Consider the following 17,431-nt stretch of genomic DNA (forward strand, 5'->3'; position numbering starts at 1 on the left):
GGGCAGCGTATCGATCTTACCGATAAAGAGATCAAGCTGCTGATCATTTTGATGGAAAACCCCGGGCAGGTGATCACGCGTACGCTGTTGTTGGAGCGCGTCTGGGGGTATCACTTCGATCCTCAGACTAACCTGATCGATGTTCACATGTCCAAGTTACGGGCCAAGATCGACAAAGGCTTTCCCCGACCGCTGATCAAAACGTTGCGATCGATGGGCTATGCCCTTGGTGCAGTGGAAAAAACGGATGTCGCGTAGCGTAAACAATGAACCTGCTCTGAGATGGCTGGGTAACGGATGGCGTGAGAAAATTCGCCATTTGTGCGTGCACGGTGCAAACCGTTATCCGGTGTTTCTGCGTACCTCGCAGTTTCGCCAATTTATTACGCTGGTCTTCCTGTTCTTGCTGATGGTGCTGTGCTGTATTGTCGGTTTCAGCGTGCTGAGTGAAACGCTGATACGTACCCACGTACGCGACGTCATACTGGGTAATATCCATGACCATGCCACCCAGTCGCGGCTGACCGACACGTCTACGCTGATCGCCCAGCTTAAACGTGATAATCAGGCCAAGACCGATGAGTTGCCTCTGTTTCTGGTGATGAGCAAGCAGGGTGAGATCCTCTACCACAATGCGGGTTGGATGCTGTCTGGGCCAAATCATACCGCGTGCAAAATGGATGTTCCTTGCCTGAAAGCGCTACTGGTTGAAAAGGGAGCGCTGAAGGCCAGCGACCAGCGACGCAGCGCGCCCGAGAGCAATCTGGTCGGCATGTCGGTAGCGTTGGACGACGGCGGTGTGTTGTTCACCGCCTATAATCTACGTCCGATGCTGGAACGTATTCGCACTATTCCTCTGGTGGCCGGGGCTGGGCTGTTTGTCGTGCTGCTGTTTTCTCTGGTTGTCAGCCGACATTTCAGTTTACGCAGCCTGCGCAGCGTCGAGCGGATTCGCACCGCGCTGCACCGCTACAGCGCTGGTGAACAGTACGTTCGTATGCCGCTCTCAACGCGTGATGACGATTTCCATAGCCTGAGCCACGACATCAACCAGAACCTGGAGCGCATCGAACGCCTCATGGAGCAGGTGCGCAGCACCTCAAGCCATATTGCCCATGAATTACGCACTCCGCTGACGCACTTGCAAAACAGGCTGTACAACCTGACCGAGCGACAAGGTCTCGAACATGAGATGCGTGAGGAGTTGCATCAGGCGGTGGAAGAGGTGCACAAGATTTTGGGGCTGTTTCGCACTGTCATGCGCATTGGTGAGATTGAAAGCGGGCGCTGTGTTCATCAGTTTGCCCACTTTGAGGTGCGTCCGTTATTGGAAGAGGTGTCGGAATATTATCAACCGTTAGCCGATGTGCACCATTGCCAATTGCTGATTGATGCACCTGCCGGGACGCCGCTTTTTGGCGATCGGGCGTTGTTGTTCCAAGCGCTGGCGAACCTGATCGAAAACGCGCTGAAGTATGCTACTCAAGGCAAAGCAATTACCTTGAGCGTCACCCTTTATCGCGGCTGGACAGCGCTGCGTGTTTCCGATCTCGGCCCCGGTATTCCTGAAAATCTGCACGCCACGGCATTGGAACGCTTTCAGCGCCTTGAAGGGACACAGCAGCAGCCCGGTTTCGGGCTTGGCCTGTCGCTGGTGAAAGCCATCGCCGAACTGCACGGCGGTCAACTCTGCATGGCATCGGCCAATCCCGGTTTACACGTTTATCTGTGCTTGAAACGTACCTGACATCGCACGGCGTTGATGTTACTGGGCGTAGCGGTAGGGGATCGCGCTGGCGCCCTGTTCTGCCCCGGTAATGTTCTCGCGCAGTGCGGTAAACAGTTCCCGTCCCATCCCAACATGGGAAGCGGATAAGTCCGGCTGTTCTGGATGACGTTGCGCCAGTTCCGCTTCATCCACCAGCAGGCTTATCTCACCCGTGGTGCCGTCAACGCGGATCATGTCACCATCCTGAACTTTTGCCAGCAGGCCACCAACATAGGCCTCCGGTGTGACGTGGATGGCGGCGGGCACCTTGCCGGATGCACCGGACAGGCGGCCATCGGTGACTAATGCCACGTTGATGCCTCTGTCCATCAACACACCCAGTGGTGGCATCAGTTTGTGCAGTTCTGGCATGCCTATCGCTCTGGGGCCCTGATAGCGCACCACCACCACGCAATCGTTGTCGAGACGACCAGCCTTAAAGGCGGCATCGACATCGTTCTGATCGTTGAATACCACGGCGGGTGCGACAATGGTTTGTCGTTCTTGCGGCACAGCGGAGGTTTTCATTACTGCGCGTCCCAGGTTACCGGAAAGCACTTTGGTGCCACCGTGTTTGGCAAACGGCGTTTCCAGTGGGGCGATCACGTCGGCATCCAGCGACACCTGTGGGCCGTCGCGGTAGACCAGTTTTCCGTCTTCCAGGAACGGCTCCTGAGTGTAGCGGTGCAGACCAAAGCCTGCCACGGTATGGACATCGTCGTGCAACAAGCCGCCGCGCAGCAGTTCTCGCACCAGCAGTGACACGCCGCCTGCTGCCTGAAAATAGTTGATGTCACCCGGTCCGTTGGGGTAGATACGACACAGCAAAGGCACCACTTCGGACAGTTCAGAAAAATCATCCCAGGTAACGGTAAAACCGGCGGCTTTCGCCATGGCCACCAGATGCATGGTGTGGTTGGTCGAACCGCCAGTCGCCAGCAAGGCGACGATACCGTTGACGATCACCTTTTCGTCTACCAGCTGCCCGACGGGCAGATAATCGCCCGCATTTTCCGTCATTCGGGTGACCTGGCGCGCAGCAGCTTCTGTCAGCGCATCACGCAATGGAATATCCGGGTAGACAAACGAGGAGCCGGGCAGATGCAGCCCCATGATCTCCATTACCATCTGGTTCGAGTTGGCGGTGCCGTAAAAAGTGCAGGTGCCCGCGCCGTGATAAGCACTGGCCTCGGATTCCAGCAGCGCATCGCGGCCGACTTTGCCTTCAGCATACAGTTGGCGGATGCGCACTTTCTCTTTGTTGGATATGCCTGTGCGCATCGGGCCGGCGGGCACGAAAACGGTAGGCAGGTGACCAAAAGAGAGGGCGGCAATAAACAGCCCCGGGACAATTTTGTCACATACGCCCAAAAAGAGTGCGCCATCAAACATGTTGTGTGACAAGCCGATCGCCGCCGACATTGCAATCAGATCGCGGCTAAGCAGAGAGAGTTCCATACCGTCTTGCCCCTGTGTGACGCCATCGCACATGGCAGGGACACCGCCAGCGACCTGACCGACAGCACCCACGGCGTTCAGTGCTTTTTTGATCAAATCTGGGTAGCGTTCATAGGGCTGGTGGGCAGAGAGCATGTCATTGTAAGAGGTAATGATGCCGATGTTGCTTTTGATCATGCTCTTCAAATCGGCTTTGTCTTCAGGTGAACAGGCCGCGAAACCGTGTGCCAAGTTGCCGCAGGCCAGTTCGGAGCGGTGTACCGTTTTGCTTTTGGCGGCGGCAATACGTGCCAGATAACGGCTACGCTCGGTGTGAGAACGAGACAGGATGTTGTGGGTAACGCGTGCAACAATAGGATTCATGCTATGCCCCAAGTGTTTAACATTGATGCTTTGCTTAATTAAAATCAAATGCCAATGACGTCGATCGAAATAATTGGGCTACTATGGCTAGCGGGTGTTTTAATTATTTTTAAGATGATAAAAATACTCGCGCAAATAAATGCACGATACCAGATCGTCAATAATTTACGTACCCGTTAATACGGTGAGTTACCGTAAAGGGTATGGGCGCATTAAGGGATGCAGATGGGGTTCATCGCAGCCTCATGTGATCCAGACGTTCATCTTTGCCGCTAGCGTATCTCTCCAATAGGCCCACATCAGGACGCCCTGACGGTGATGAGACTACTATATACTCAAATGATACCGGTAACAATGGGTTTTACGGTCACGCTTTACTCGATTCAGCCAAGGTGAAAATTATTTTGTGACTTAGATCACATTGTGGTGTGCGTGAGGAGGAACGGTGCAAAAAGAGCGATCGCCTACTGACGAACACATCTAAAATAATAATGGAAAAAATAAAAATTAGTTTGGGTTAATTTAATGTTTTTCGCTGTAGAAAAATATTATTTGTAATAAGAGCATGACAGTATTAACCACGGACCGTGACGTACTTTTTATTATTGCATTATTTGGATTATTTTAGTGGCGTTTTTTTAATAGGAAATAAGGAAAACGTAGGATTGTTTCACTATTATTTGTCGTTGGATTGCTATGTTGACTCGAGCAATCTATTGGTGACCATCAATGTCACCGTCACACAGACAGCGCTGCTTTTCTTTGTTACACTAGATCACCAGCCAACAATATTTCAATCGATTGAAAATGAAGAAGAAAAGACCAGGTTTGCAAGATGTGGCCAATCGTGTTGGTGTCACTAAAATGACTATTAGCCGCTACCTGCGCGATCCGCAGAAAGTATCGGCGGCACTGCGTGACAGCATCGCCGCGGCGCTGGATGAGTTGGGATACATTCCCAACCGGGCGCCGGAGATTTTATCGAATGCCACCAGTCGGGCGATTGGCGTTCTGCTTCCTTCATTGACCAATCAGGTGTTTGCCGAAGTGCTGCGCGGCATTGAACGCGTGACGGATGCGCACGGTTACCAGACGATGCTGGCACACTATGGTTACCACGCCGAGCGCGAAGAAATGCGCCTGATGTCTCTGCTTTCCTACAATATTGACGGTCTGATCCTTTCTGAACGTTCCCACACGGAGCGCACGCGCAAGATGATTGAAGTGGCGGGCATTCCGGTGGTTGAAATCATGGACAGCGAGTCGCCCTGTATCGATCTGGCGGTGGGATTTAACAACTTTGAAGCGGCCTACCAGATGACTCAGGTGCTGTTGGCCCGAGGGTACCGTTTTCCGGTTTATCTCGGCTCGCGTCTGGATGAACGTACCTTGATCAAGATGCAAGGGTACGAACAAGCGATGCGTGATGCTGGGTTGACGCCGCGCGATGTCAGTACCGATCGCCCCTCGTCGTACAGTCTGGGCGGTGAACTGATGAGAGAAGCGCGCGAGCGCTACCCGGAGACCGACAGCCTGTTTTGCACCAACGATGATATCGCTATCGGCGCGGCCTTTGAGTGTCAGCGACAAGGGTTGTGCATTCCCGATCAAATGGCGATCGCCGGTTTTCATGGACACGATATTGGCCAGTCGATGGAACCCAAACTGGCCAGTGTGCTGACGCCACGTGAGCGCATGGGGCAGGTGGCCGCAGAGCGACTGCTGGCTCGGTTGCGCGGAGAGGTTGTTACCCCACCGCGACTGGATTTGGGCTTCACGATCCTGCATGGCGGCAGCATTTAAGCCGTTAGCGACGAGAAACGACACCCGCGTTGCGCAATGCCGTCAGACCACGGGCGACAACCTCATCAAAGGTGCCATCGATATCGATACTCACCACGTCAGTTTCATCTGCCGCTGGCTCTTCTAGCGCATCGAACTGGCTTTTGAGCAGATCGGTGGGCATGAAATGCCCGGCGCGCGCTTTCAGGCGTTCCAGAATAACGTCAAAGCTGCCCTTCATATAAAGGAACAACATATCAGGGTTGCCCTGACGCAGACGATCGCGATAGCGGCGTTTTAAGGACGAACAGACGATCAAACCCACTTCATTTTTATGGCGCAGGCTGTAGGCCGCGTCGTTAAGGCGCTCAAGCCACGGCGCGCGATCGTTGTCGTCTAAAGGTTGGCCGCTTGCCATTTTCTGAATGTTGGCGCGCGGGTGCAGATCGTCGCCATCAATGAATTTAGCGCCCAGCGCATTTGCAATAGCCGCTCCAGAACTGGATTTACCACACCCAGATACGCCCATGATGATGATGCTTTGTCCCGCCATAGTTTGATCTCTATCTCAAAATGAATATTTAAGCCCATATGATAGTTTCGCATTTTACCACGTTACCGGTATCATGATACCGGTAACAATCAGGGGTGTGACAAAAATCACAGATTACCGATGGGGCTGACGAGGGCATAAACCGCTACTCCGATGCGTCAGGCTTTGGCCCCCCAAAGCTCGGCAGCGTGCGCTGCCAGGTAACAAAAAGAACGCTATCTTGATGTAAAAGTAGCATTTATAGATCTGACTGTATTCGTTGACAGCATCTGTACGATTCCTATATCGGAGAATTATTATGCCATTAATCATTGTAGCAATCGGGGTTGCCCTGCTGCTGCTATTGATGATCCGTTGCAAATTGAACGGGTTCATTTCATTGATTCTGGTGTCGCTGGCCGTGGGTTTGGCATTGGGCTACACCTCCCAGGGTGGGTTTAACGTCAATGGCGTCATCACCTCGATCAAAAACGGGGTAGGCGGCACGCTAGGAAGTCTGGCCCTGATCATGGGCTTTGGTGCCATGTTAGGTAAACTGCTGGCAGATTGCGGCGGTGCCCAGCGCATTGCGACGACACTTATCGATAAATTCGGTAAGGGGCGCATCCAGTGGGCGGTGGTATTGACCGGTTTCACCGTTGGTTTTGCACTGTTTTATGAAGTGGGTTTTGTACTGTTGCTGCCATTGGTGTTCACCATCGCTGCCGCTGCGCGTATCCCTTTACTGTTTATCGGCGTACCGATGGCCGCGGCATTGTCCGTGACCCACGCGTTGTTGCCTCCGCACCCGGGCCCGACGGCGATTGCTATTCTGTTCAAAGCCGACATGGGCAAAACCCTGCTGTATGGCACGTTGATTGCTATTCCAACCGTGATTTTGGCGGGACCGGTCTATGCGCGCTTCCTGAAAAGTATCGATAAACCGATTCCTGCTGGATTGCATAACCCGAAAGTGTTTACCGATCATGAGATGCCGGGCTTTGGTATTAGCGTATTCACTACCCTGATTCCGGTTATTCTGATGACCGGTCGTGCGGTGGCAGAAATGACGCTGCAAAAAGGCCATCCGTTGCTGGGTTACGCTGAGTTCCTGGGCGATCCGGTGATGGCTACGCTGATTTCCGTGGTTGTGGCGATCTTCACCTTTGGGCTTAATCGCGGTCGCAGCATGGATCAGGTGATGGATACCATCAACGATTCCATCAAGATTATCGCGATGATGCTGATGGTGATCGGTGGTGGCGGTGCGTTTAAACAAATCCTGGTGGACGGTGGCGTTGCCAAGTACATCGAAACGCTGATGGCGGGCAGTACGCTGTCGCCGCTGTTGATGGGATGGGCGATTGCCGCTGCGCTGCGTCTGGCGCTGGGGTCGGCGACCGTTGCGGCCATGACGGCGGGCGGTATTGTTGCGCCGTTGCTCACCATTACCGGTGTGAGTCCAGAACTGATGGTGCTGGCCGTCGGTTCCGGTAGCGTCATTTTCTCCCACGTGAACGATCCGGGTTTCTGGCTGTTCAAAGAGTATTTCAACCTGACCATTGGTGAAACCATGAAGTCGTGGTCGGCGTTGGAAACCATTATTGCGGTGTGTGGCCTGATTGGTTGCTTGCTACTGAGTATGGTTATCTAAACAACAGGTTTTGGTTGCCTCCGTTGCGGAGGCAACCGAATCACTTAATGAGACGAACTGCGTGATGCGCCTACGCCAGTTTGTGAACGAACAAACTGCGCATAGAAGCGATCGCGTTCCTGCTTGCCTTCCTCTGAATTATCGGTAATCGAGAAGAACCAGATCCCGATAAACGCCACCAGCATCGAGAACAGCGCCGGGTATTCATACGGATAAATAGGCGTTGCGTGACCAAGAATTTTCACCCAAATGGTGGGGCCGAGGATCATCAGCACAATGGCCGTCAACAAACCTGCCCAACCGCCCAGCATTGCGCCACGAGTGGTCAGCTTTGACCAGTACATTGAGATGATAATGATGGGGAAGTTACAGCTCGCCGCTATAGAGAAGGCCAGCCCCACCATAAAGGCAATGTTTTGTTTTTCGAACAAAATACCCAGACCGATAGCCACCACACCCAGTGCCAAAACGGTAAGTTTTGATACTTTCAGTTCATCACGTTCCGTTGCCTGCCCCTTCTTGATGACGTTGGCATACAGATCGTGTGACACTGCCGACGCGCCTGCCAACGTCAGCCCGGCTACCACCGCGAGAATGGTAGCGAACGCCACTGCGGAGATAAAGCCGAGGAAGAAGTTGCCGCCCACCGCATCAGCCAGATGCACCGCTGCCATATTATTACCACCGATCAACGCGCCAGCGGCGTCTTTAAAGGTGGGGTTAGCGCTGACCAGTACGATGGCACCGAAGCCGATAATAAAGGTCAGGAAGTAGAAATAGCCCATGAACCCCGTTGCGTAAAACACACTTTTGCGGGCTTCACGCGCATCGCTAACCGTAAAGAAACGCATCAGAATATGGGGTAATCCCGCAGTGCCGAACATCAGGCCCAATCCAAGCGACAGCGCCGAAATCGGGTCTGAAACCAGTCCGCCGGGGCTCATGATAGCAATACCCTTCGGGTGGACTGCCGCCGCCGCTTTGAACAGGCCGTCGAAACTGAAATTGACCGATTTCATCACCATGATTGCCATAAAGGTGGCACCAAACAGCAGCAGCACGGCTTTGATGATCTGTACCCAAGTGGTGGCGAGCATACCGCCAAACAGCACATACATCACCATCAGAATGCCGACCAGTACTACGGCAACGTGGTAGTTCAGACCGAACAGCAGCTCTATCAGCTTGCCAGCGCCTACCATCTGGGCAATGAGATACAGCGCCACCACCACCAGCGAGCCGCAAGCGGAGAGGGTGCGAATCGGTTTTTGTTGAAGGCGATAAGATGCGACATCCGCGAAGGTATAGCGCCCGAGATTACGCAAGCGTTCTGCAATAAGAAACAGGATGATGGGCCAACCCACCAGGAAGCCCAGCGAATAGATCAGCCCGTCGTAACCAGAGGTATACACCAGTGCTGAAATGCCGAGGAATGACGCGGCAGACATGTAGTCACCCGCAATCGCCAACCCGTTCTGGAAGCCAGTGATGTTACCGCCAGCCGTATAATAGTCGCTGCGCGAGCGTGTACGCTTCGAAGCCCAATAGGTAATGTAAAGCGTGCCGCTGACAAACAGCAAAAACATGACGATGGCCTGGATATTCAGCGGCTGGCGTTGAACGTCACCGGTGAGGGCATCTGCATAGGCCATGACGGGAAGCATCAGACCAATAAGCGGTAATAACAGACGGGTTTTCATTACTTAACCTCACTCAGAAGCTTTTTGGTCATACGGTCAAATTCGCCATTGGCGCGATAGACATACACCCCAGTCAAGATAAACGAGATAATGATTAGCCCAATCCCGATGGGAATGCCGCGCGTGATGGTAGCTCCAGGATAAAGGGGAGTACCCAGCCAGGTGGGCGCAAAAGCAATCAGCAAAATGAAGCTGACGTATAACACCAAAACAATCAGAGAAAGCGAGACGGCAAAAAGCTGACGTTTGCGCACCAGTTCTTTAAACACCGAGTGGTTGCCAATGCGTTGGTAGAGGACGTCATTCATCATAAATCTCCGGTAAATGGGTCTGTTTCCGGTTGTGAGTAAAAACGTTGCCGATTTCAGGGTACAGCCCGCTAAGCCAGACCCTTCGGGTCTGGCGTTATCTGCTATCGGTTCGCTCAGCGCGTACTGCTTGTGATGTTTAAGACTGTGGTGTGTCCATGGTTTGTTTCTCTTCCAGCAGTTTTTCAACGACGCCAGGATCGGCAAGCGTAGAGATATCACCCAGATTACTGGTATCTCCCGCCGCGATTTTGCGCAGAATACGCCGCATAATCTTGCCGGAACGGGTTTTCGGCAGTGAGTCCGTCCAGTGCAGGATATCGGGCGTAGCAATCGGGCCAATCTCTTTACGCACCCAATTGCGCACTTCTGTGTAAAGCGCACTGGAAGGCTCTTCACCGTGATTAAGCGTAATATAGGCGTAGATAGCCTGACCTTTCAGACTGTGCGGGATGCCCACCACGGCGGCTTCGGCAATCTTCGGGTGTGCCACCAGCGCCGACTCTATTTCCGCCGTGCCCAGACGATGGCCCGCCACGTTCAACACGTCATCGACGCGGCCGGTTATCCAGTAGTAGCCATCTTCATCGCGACGGGCACCGTCACCGCTGAAATACATGCCTTTAAAGGTTGAAAAATAGGTTTGCTCGAAGCGCTCGTGATCGCCAAACAGCGTACGCGCCTGACCAGGCCAGGAGTCGGTGATCACCAGATTGCCTTCCGTTGAGCCGTCCTGCGGTGTGCCCAGATTATCGACTAACGCAGGCTGCACGCCAAAGAAGGGAAGCGTTGCAGAGCCCGGCTTGGTTTCGATCGCCCCCGGCAGCGGAGTAATCATTAACCCGCCCGTTTCCGTTTGCCACCAGGTATCGACGATCGGACATTGGCCGTTACCGATCTTGTTAAAATACCATTCCCAGGCTTCCGGGTTGATGGGTTCACCCACCGATCCCATGATTCTCAGCGAACGTCGGTTGCTGCCTTCGATGGCCTTGTCGCCGTCAGCCATCAGCGCGCGGATAGCCGTTGGGGCGGTATACAGAATATTGACGTGGTGCTTATCGACCACTTGTCCCATACGGCGTGCATCCGGCCAGTTGGGTACGCCTTCAAACATCAACGTGGTCGCACCACAAGCCAGCGGGCCGTAGAGCAGATAGCTGTGTCCTGTGATCCAGCCAACATCGGCGGTACACCAGTAGACATCGCCGGGATGGTAGTCAAACACATATTTGAAGGTCATGGCCGCATAGACGAGATATCCGCCAGTAGTATGCAGCACGCCTTTGGGTTTACCGGTCGATCCTGAGGTATAGAGAATAAACAACGGATCTTCGGCGTTCATCGCTTCTGGCGGGCAGTGATCGTCTGCACCCGCGATCAGATCGTGCCACCAGTGGTCGCGACCTTCGTGCCAATCGATAGCGCCACCCGTGCGTTGGTAAACAATGGTATGCGCCACCGTTTTAACACCTGGGTTGCGCAACGCGTCATCAATATTCTTTTTCAGCGGGATTGTGCGCCCGGCGCGGATACCCTCATCAGAGGTAATCACCAGCTTGGCACTGGAATCGATAATGCGTCCGGCGATGGATTCAGGAGAAAAACCGCCGAAAATAACGGAATGAATCGCACCTATGCGCGTGCATGCCAGCATAGCAACCGCGGCTTCCGGCACCATAGGCATGTAGATAGCGACCACATCACCCTTTTTAATACCTAGTGATTTCAACACATTAGCAAAACGGCAGACGCTTTGGTGAAGCTCGCGGTAAGTCACTGTTTTGCTTTGGGTTGTGTCATCTCCTTCCCACACAATGGCGGTTTGATCGCCAAGGGTGGCTAAGTGTCGATCAAGGCAGTTGGCTGAAACATTTAACGTACCATCTTCGAACCAGCGAATACGGATATGGCCTGGATCGAAAGAGGTGTTTTTAACTTCAGTGTACGGTTTGATCCAATCGACGATCTTGCCATGCTCTCGCCAAAAGGTCTGGGGATCATTGATCGATGCCTGATACCACTCGCGATACTGCTCAGCGTTAATCAGGGCGTTCTCCGCCACTGAGGCGGGTATGGTGTGTTTATTATATTGGCTCATAGCGCTCTCCTTAAACCTTGTTAAATGTATGTCAACAAATCGTTAAGTGTAGTGGTGCGCCAGAATTTGTTTCTTTTTTGAGCGATGGATCACGCAATAAGAAGTAACACAGTGAAAGGAAAAGCGTGGAGAATGGCTGGCCCTGAGCGTTTTCTGTTTTTTATAAAAAAATAACAAGAAGATAATTTGTGATGCGCGTCACGTTATTGTGGCTGACTCGCTCGTTCACATGATCGTAAAGCATATAACGATCAATTTATTATTTTCAATAGATTACAACTATTATTTTTTATTATTTGATCGTCCTTTACGATCAAACAGCATAAAGATACTGCTTATTCAGCCGATAGTGTGCATACCAACACGGGTATATTTTGATCCAGAAGATGCTTTTTGATCGTTTGATCGACAGGCACGTTAAAATTTTAGTACATATGTAAAAAATGAGAGCGGTGTAAGCGACTACTGTAGTACGGGTTCACAGGATTTTTTGACCTTTTACTTCTACACTTGAATAGGAATTTTAAGATGTAGGTTTTTGCCCGATCGTTTGAGATCAAAACACAACGTCGCACTGCTTAAACATTACGCTAATGGAAGTACAAGATATTTTATCTTTTTGTTTTTATTGATTAATTACGGTTTGCGGTTTCGGGCTATCGAAAGCATCTACTCAATGCCTTGCGATCCTGCGTACGAGTAGCGCAGATCTGTTGGGCATTGATGGTCGCTTCTCAGTGCGTCCGTAGCGTTATCTTGTCATAGCATGAAGCAGAGGAAACGATGAGTCTGATATTTGGACAAAATGAAATCATAGGCATGCTGAGCAAACCTGTACAAAATGACAGGCGTGCCGTCGCCGTTATTGATGATAAATGCAAGGTTCTCTGTGCTAACTCTGCATTTAATGCCCATTTCGGGCTGCATTCTGAAGCGAATAATCCGGTCTCTATTGATGATGTACTGCCGATAAACGTGAAGTTTGCCTATCAGGACTTTCTGACCAACAACGACGTGATGAGTACGCGCGTGGTGTCGGATCTTCTGTCGGATGGCTTCACGAAAAAGCAGCTAAGCACGCTCTCTTTTTCTAAGCTCAATGTTGAAAACCGTGTGTTTTCTCTGATGATTTTGAATCAAGAGATCAGCGAAGCTGTTCCTGCCATTAACCTTGTCTCTTAGGTAAATAAAGCAAGGATGCTCGAAACCAATAATATGACGGAATTATTGCGCACCTGTGACAATATAAGCTACGCCTATTCTGGCGTAGCTAACTTGATTAATGCGTCTTAACCAAAATTATTGCAGATTTATTTTGTCTTGCAAGTTTCGATAACAATCGGAATCCCTTCGCGCCTCCAAACACACTCACCCTATTGATATCCATATTTTTTTCTTTTTCTGGTTCCCCTTTTAATGACCTCCATTGGCATACCCATTAACAGCAATGAAAAACTGACAGGGGTATAACAATGAAATCATGGCGAACCGGGCCGGTAACGTTGGCGCTAAGAGCCGCGTGTTGGGGAATAGCGCTGGGCAGTGCCGCTTCAGTCACGGCCGTTTCGGCAGCAGCTCAGGCGTTTCATGTCACTGCGGGCAGTCTGGCTCAGGCCTTAAACCAATTAGCGCAGCAATCCGGCGTTCTGTTGTCTTATGATCCGGCACTGACGGTGGGTAAACAGAGCAGCGGATTGCAAGGGCGCTATGACGTGGAACAAGGGTTTGCGCAACTGCTGGCGAACAGTGGTCTGCGCGCCGAGCGCAACGCTGACGGCAGCATCTCTATTGTGGCGCAGCCAGTAGCACCGGCAACGGCTGCGGCGCCTGCGCGTAACGATCAGATTGTTGTCACCGCACCCCCTAATACCGCATTAAAGCTGGATGTACCGGTATCGGAAACGCCGCGTGCGATGTCTGTAGTGACACAGCAACAGATGGAAGCGCGTGGCGCGAAGAAGGTCGATCAGGCCTTGCGCTATAGCCCCGGTGTATTGGCATCCTATTACGGGCCGGATAACAAGACCGAATGGCTCTCCATTCGTGGCTTTAAAGATCAGTCGCGCTTTCAGAACGGGCTTGCAGCCATTAACGAACGCGGTTTCTTTGTTCAGCAGTTTGACGCTTTTGGTGTGGATAGGATTGAAGTGTTAAAAGGGCCCGCATCGGTGCTGTATGGGCAGAACCCGCCGGGCGGCCTGGTTAACGTGATCACCAAGCGCCCAACGCGTTTGCCTCAGGGACAAATCTCGCTGGATTATGGCTCCAATGATTACCGCCAACTGGGCCTCGATAGCGCAGGTCCGCTTAACGATGATGGCACGGTGCTTTATCGCGTCGTGGGCCTTGCGCGCGGCACGTCAGGTGAAATGGATCATGCCAAGAGCGATCGCTTCTATCTGGCACCCAGTATGACGTTCCTGATGGGGGAGGACACGGAACTGACGGTGCTGGCAAGCTACATGGATACCGATTCCGATGTTACCAGCGGTTTTAAAATGCCTGCGGGCACGCTGCATAACACACCGTTTGGTAAGGTGGGCTACAGAACCTCATTGGGAGAACCCGGGCTCGATCGTAATAACACTCGCCAGTTTACGTTGGGCTATGAGTTCACTCACCGCATTAACGATACCTGGACGTTCCACCAGAACACCAACTACAACTACCTGAATATGGATCTGCGTACCGCCTATGCTTTCGGGGATGTGGTTGATGGCCAGGTGGATCGTGGTATGACCTACCGCGATGGTTTTGCGCAAAAACTGGGCAACGGATAACCGCATGGTTGGAGAGTGGCAGTGGGGTGATGTGGAAAACACGCTGTTACTGGGGGTTGATTATCGCCGTGCCAGCTCACAAAGCCGTGATGGTGATTTCTACGGTATTGGCAAAATTGATATGTTTAACCCGGTGTATGGCAACGCGGTTCTGCCGCTTGACCAATTATACGATTATCGCACTGGGCGTAACCAAATGGGTTACTACATTCAGAACCAATTCCGCTATGACGATCGCTGGATTGCGCTGATTGGCGGCCGTTACGACAAGGCAAAATCACGCGAACAGAACCTGAGCGCTGACAAGGATAGCCGTAAGGATGATGATAAGTTCACCAAAACGGCTGGGCTAATGTACCTGTTTGATAACGGCATTTCTCCCTATATTAGCTACTCAGAATCCTTTATGCCGCTTATGGGAGATGACGGTAAAGGCAATCCCTATAAGCCGACCATGGGTAAGCAAACCGAAGTGGGAATGAAGTATACGCCACACGGCTTTAACGGTTATGCGACCGTTGCGCTGTATAACCTGGTTCAGGATAACGTATCGACCACCGATCGTGAGCATCCCGGCACCTCGGCCCAGACTGGGCAGGTTCGTTCACGCGGTATCGAGCTGGAAATGAGCGGCGAAGTGGCGCGAGGCCTGACAGTGCTTGCCAACTATAACTATGGCAAGGTCGAGATCACCAAGTCGGGTGTGGATGCTGAAATAGGTAAACGCTTCCCTGAGCAGCCGTTACAGCAGGCGTCTGGTTGGGTGAATTATGCATTTCAGGGCTCGCTCAGTGGCCTATCCGTCGGTACCGGGGTACGTTATGTTGGTAGCTCATATGGCGACAAAACGGAAAATCCTAATCTGAAAGTCCCAGCCTATACCCTGTGGGATGCGATGATCGCCTATGACTTCACCAAAGATTGGCGCTTGCAGGTTAATGCCACCAACCTCAGCAACCGCGAATATGTCAGCGTGTGTGATTATTGGTGCTACTACGGTGAAGGCCGCGTGTTCAATGCTAACCTGAGCTACCGCTGGTAATTGCCGGGACTATTGCTATTCGCCCCCTGTAACCGCCACTGCCACATACCACCTGTCATTCCCGCGCAAGCGGGAATCTCCTACAGAAAAAAAGATTGCGTCTGCAAGAGATCCTCGGCCTGCGCCGAGGATGACGGTGAGTGGCAGGCTCTCGGCACAAGTGATTGTGCGATAGTGATTGACTTTGCATTTAATGATAATGAAAATCATTTCATTATCATTAAATGAGACACAACGTGAACGGTCACGCGGCTACCTATGCTGACCCCGTCGAATCACTGGCGGTACAGCGAATTTATCACGAGCACCATGTCTGGTTACAGGCGTGGCTGCGTCGGCGTTTGGGATGCTCGCAGCAAGCGGCCGATCTGGCGCAGGATACTTTCGTGCGTCTGGTCAGCACGCAACAGGCCACCCAACTGCGTGAACCTCGCGCTTGGTTGACCACTGTCGCCCACGGTCTGGTGGTCAATTTTTGGCGGCGGCGCGACATTGAAAATGCCTATTTGCAGGTGCTGGCGGAACAGCAACTTGAGGTGGAGCCTTCATTGGAGCAGCATGCCATCATTATTGATACGCTGCTGGAGATAGATCGTATGCTCAGTACGCTGTCTGCCAAAGCTAGACAGGCGTTTCTGTGGGTGCATATCGATGGGCTGACGTACCAGCAGGTGGCCGATCGTCTTGGTGTCTCCGATCGTATGGTGAAAAAATACATGGCACAGGCGATGTTCGCTTGCCTGACTTGTCAGGAGCGCTAATTCCGGCGATGCGAGCTGACGATATTCCCCAGGACGTGTTCTACGATGCCGCAGAATGGTATGCCATTCTCTACGCGGATGATTGCACGGCTAGTGAGCGCCATGCCTGGCAGCAATGGCTGAATAGCCATCCACTTCATCAGCAGGCGTGGCAGCGTGTCGAAAAGATTCATACCCGTTTTTATTCCGTCGATAGCCCGGTGGCATCCAGTGTATTGAGCCGTCAGGGAACCGAGCGGCGCCACCTGTTAAAACTGCTGGCGTTGATGGCGCTGTTAGGCGGTGGAGCCTATAGCGTCCCTTGGGAAACCTATGCCGCTGATTATCGAACCGCTAAGGGAGAAAACCGGCGCTGGGTGTTGGCAGAGGGGCTGACGCTAAACCTGAACACCGATTCCGCGCTCTCACGCTACGACCAAGACGGAAAGATCGCTTCTTTGCGCCTACTCAAAGGGGAGTGCTTACTGGAAAGCGCAGAGCCTTACCCGTTAGCGTTTTCTACCCCACAGGGGATGATGTCGCTGAATTCACCCTGCCGATTTGATGTGCGCTGCGATGCCAGTGAAAGTACGCTGGCGGTGTTTCAAGGGGAGGTGTTGCTGCGCCCGACGAAGCAATCGCAGGCGACTGTGCGCGTTAGTGCTGGGCAACAAGTGACCTTTACGGATGCGGTGAGTCAGCCTCCGCAACCGGTGGAAGGCTTCCGCCAAAGTTGGTTAGATGGTGTGGTGCTGGCGGACAATATGCGGCTGGATACCTTGATGCGTGAATATGCTCGCTACCGCAACGGCTACTTTCCCCTCGATGACAAGGCGGCGGCGCTGCGTATTTCTGGCGTCTTTCCCTTACAGGATGATGAGCGTTTTTTCAGCGCCCTGACGCGTACCCTTCCCATTATTGCAGAGAGACGTTTTTCCTGGTGGATAACCCTGCGCGCACGCTAATCCCTTCTGGTTTTTCATGCTAAAAACGCTAAGAATAGGACGGAGGAAAAGCTGATTTATTACCGGGCTTGTTTCGTACGACTTTTCTCATGGGTCTTTTCTTGTATGGGTAGAATAGTGCGATAAACCGAGTGCTATTCTTGGTGTCATAAGTACGTTTGCAGGTCCGATCATTACGCATACAGGATGTCGTCATGCAGTTATTGAATTTAAAACAGGCCAGATGGCTGAGCCTGGG

At 52.3% G+C, this 17,431-nt stretch carries 14 protein-coding genes; 9 read left to right on the plus strand and 5 right to left on the minus strand.

From position 1 onward, the window contains the following. Positions 1-258: winged helix-turn-helix domain-containing protein (locus tag J5224_RS21460; RefSeq protein WP_264627286.1), on the plus strand; the 258-nt coding region annotated here is incomplete at its 5' end. Then, positions 248-1,747 (plus strand): sensor histidine kinase, encoded by a 1,500-nt coding sequence (locus J5224_RS21465; RefSeq protein WP_264627287.1) that lies wholly within the window; start codon positions 248-250, stop codon positions 1,745-1,747. The genes J5224_RS21460 and J5224_RS21465, both read left to right, overlap by 11 nt. An 18-nt stretch (positions 1,748-1,765) precedes the next feature. Here the strand turns inward: J5224_RS21465 and edd are convergent, their stop codons facing one another. Then, a complete protein-coding gene (gene edd, locus J5224_RS21470; protein WP_264627288.1) occupies positions 1,766-3,589 on the minus strand; it encodes a phosphogluconate dehydratase in 1,824 nt (607 codons plus the stop codon). A gap of 807 nt (positions 3,590-4,396) precedes the next feature. Between edd and gntR the strand changes: the two genes are divergently transcribed. After that, positions 4,397-5,392: a gluconate operon transcriptional repressor GntR gene (gene gntR / locus J5224_RS21475; RefSeq protein ID WP_264627289.1), complete on the plus strand. Its 996-nt coding sequence runs from the start codon at positions 4,397-4,399 to the stop codon at positions 5,390-5,392. Positions 5,393-5,396: 4 nt separating this feature from the next. On the opposite strand, the gene J5224_RS21480 is transcribed toward gntR, so the two are convergent. After that, on the minus strand, positions 5,397-5,924 hold the full coding sequence (locus J5224_RS21480; protein ID WP_264627290.1) for a gluconokinase: 528 nt from the start codon (positions 5,922-5,924) through the stop codon (positions 5,397-5,399). Between the two features lie 298 nt (positions 5,925-6,222). Between J5224_RS21480 and gntT the strand changes: the two genes are divergently transcribed. Further along, positions 6,223-7,557 carry a gluconate transporter gene (gene gntT / locus J5224_RS21485; RefSeq protein WP_264627291.1) on the plus strand — a complete coding sequence of 445 codons (1,335 nt, stop codon included), beginning with the start codon at positions 6,223-6,225 and terminating at the stop codon, positions 7,555-7,557. Positions 7,558-7,601: 44 nt separating this feature from the next. Here the strand turns inward: gntT and actP are convergent, their stop codons facing one another. From actP to acs, 3 genes are all read right to left on the minus strand, one after another. Continuing rightward, a complete protein-coding gene (gene actP / locus J5224_RS21490; RefSeq protein ID WP_264627292.1) occupies positions 7,602-9,257 on the minus strand; it encodes a cation/acetate symporter ActP in 1,656 nt (551 codons plus the stop codon). Next, entirely contained in the window at positions 9,257-9,565 is a 309-nt protein-coding gene (locus J5224_RS21495; RefSeq protein WP_264627299.1) for a DUF485 domain-containing protein, read from the minus strand. The genes actP and J5224_RS21495 overlap by 1 nt, the downstream gene beginning before the upstream one ends. A gap of 139 nt (positions 9,566-9,704) precedes the next feature. Further along, positions 9,705-11,666, minus strand: coding sequence for an acetate--CoA ligase (gene acs, locus J5224_RS21500; protein WP_264627293.1), 1,962 nt, complete (start codon positions 11,664-11,666; stop codon positions 9,705-9,707). Between the two features lie 783 nt (positions 11,667-12,449). On the opposite strand from acs, the gene J5224_RS21505 reads away from it, so the two are divergent. The 5 genes from J5224_RS21505 to J5224_RS21525 all read left to right on the plus strand — a co-directional run bounded on the left by J5224_RS21505 (position 12,450) and on the right by J5224_RS21525 (position 17,193). Beyond that, a complete protein-coding gene (locus J5224_RS21505; protein WP_264627294.1) occupies positions 12,450-12,848 on the plus strand; it encodes a transcriptional regulator in 399 nt (132 codons plus the stop codon). 290 nt (positions 12,849-13,138) lie between these two features. Continuing rightward, a complete protein-coding gene (locus tag J5224_RS21510) occupies positions 13,139-14,446 on the plus strand; it encodes a TonB-dependent siderophore receptor (RefSeq protein WP_264627295.1) in 1,308 nt (435 codons plus the stop codon). A gap of 4 nt (positions 14,447-14,450) precedes the next feature. Further along, complete coding sequence (locus J5224_RS21515; RefSeq protein ID WP_264627296.1) at positions 14,451-15,488, plus strand: TonB-dependent siderophore receptor; 1,038 nt, start codon at positions 14,451-14,453, stop codon at positions 15,486-15,488. 236 nt (positions 15,489-15,724) lie between these two features. Beyond that, complete coding sequence (locus J5224_RS21520) at positions 15,725-16,249, plus strand: sigma-70 family RNA polymerase sigma factor (protein ID WP_264627297.1); 525 nt, start codon at positions 15,725-15,727, stop codon at positions 16,247-16,249. 8 nt (positions 16,250-16,257) lie between these two features. Next, on the plus strand, positions 16,258-17,193 hold the full coding sequence (locus J5224_RS21525) for a DUF4880 domain-containing protein (protein ID WP_264627298.1): 936 nt from the start codon (positions 16,258-16,260) through the stop codon (positions 17,191-17,193). Positions 17,194-17,431 lie beyond the last annotated feature (238 nt).

The sequence above is a fragment of the Candidatus Symbiopectobacterium sp. NZEC135 genome (assembly GCF_025962695.1).

Bases quoted from the DNA above. Each gene is read 5' to 3' on its own strand.
- edd (WP_264627288.1), bottom strand. From the start codon at position 3,589: ATGAATCCTATTGTTGCACGCGTTACCCACAACATCCTGTCTCGTTCT.
- actP (WP_264627292.1), bottom strand. From the start codon at position 9,257: ATGAAAACCCGTCTGTTATTACCGCTTATTGGTCTGATGCTTCCCGTC.
- J5224_RS21505 (WP_264627294.1), top strand. From the start codon at position 12,450: ATGAGTCTGATATTTGGACAAAATGAAATCATAGGCATGCTGAGCAAA.
- J5224_RS21510 (WP_264627295.1), top strand. From the start codon at position 13,139: ATGAAATCATGGCGAACCGGGCCGGTAACGTTGGCGCTAAGAGCCGCG.
- J5224_RS21480 (WP_264627290.1), bottom strand. From the start codon at position 5,924: ATGGCGGGACAAAGCATCATCATCATGGGCGTATCTGGGTGTGGTAAA.
- J5224_RS21515 (WP_264627296.1), top strand. From the start codon at position 14,451: ATGGTTGGAGAGTGGCAGTGGGGTGATGTGGAAAACACGCTGTTACTG.
- J5224_RS21495 (WP_264627299.1), bottom strand. From the start codon at position 9,565: ATGAATGACGTCCTCTACCAACGCATTGGCAACCACTCGGTGTTTAAA.
- gntT (WP_264627291.1), top strand. From the start codon at position 6,223: ATGCCATTAATCATTGTAGCAATCGGGGTTGCCCTGCTGCTGCTATTG.
- gntR (WP_264627289.1), top strand. From the start codon at position 4,397: ATGAAGAAGAAAAGACCAGGTTTGCAAGATGTGGCCAATCGTGTTGGT.
- acs (WP_264627293.1), bottom strand. From the start codon at position 11,666: ATGAGCCAATATAATAAACACACCATACCCGCCTCAGTGGCGGAGAAC.
- J5224_RS21465 (WP_264627287.1), top strand. From the start codon at position 248: ATGTCGCGTAGCGTAAACAATGAACCTGCTCTGAGATGGCTGGGTAAC.
- J5224_RS21525 (WP_264627298.1), top strand. From the start codon at position 16,258: ATGCGAGCTGACGATATTCCCCAGGACGTGTTCTACGATGCCGCAGAA.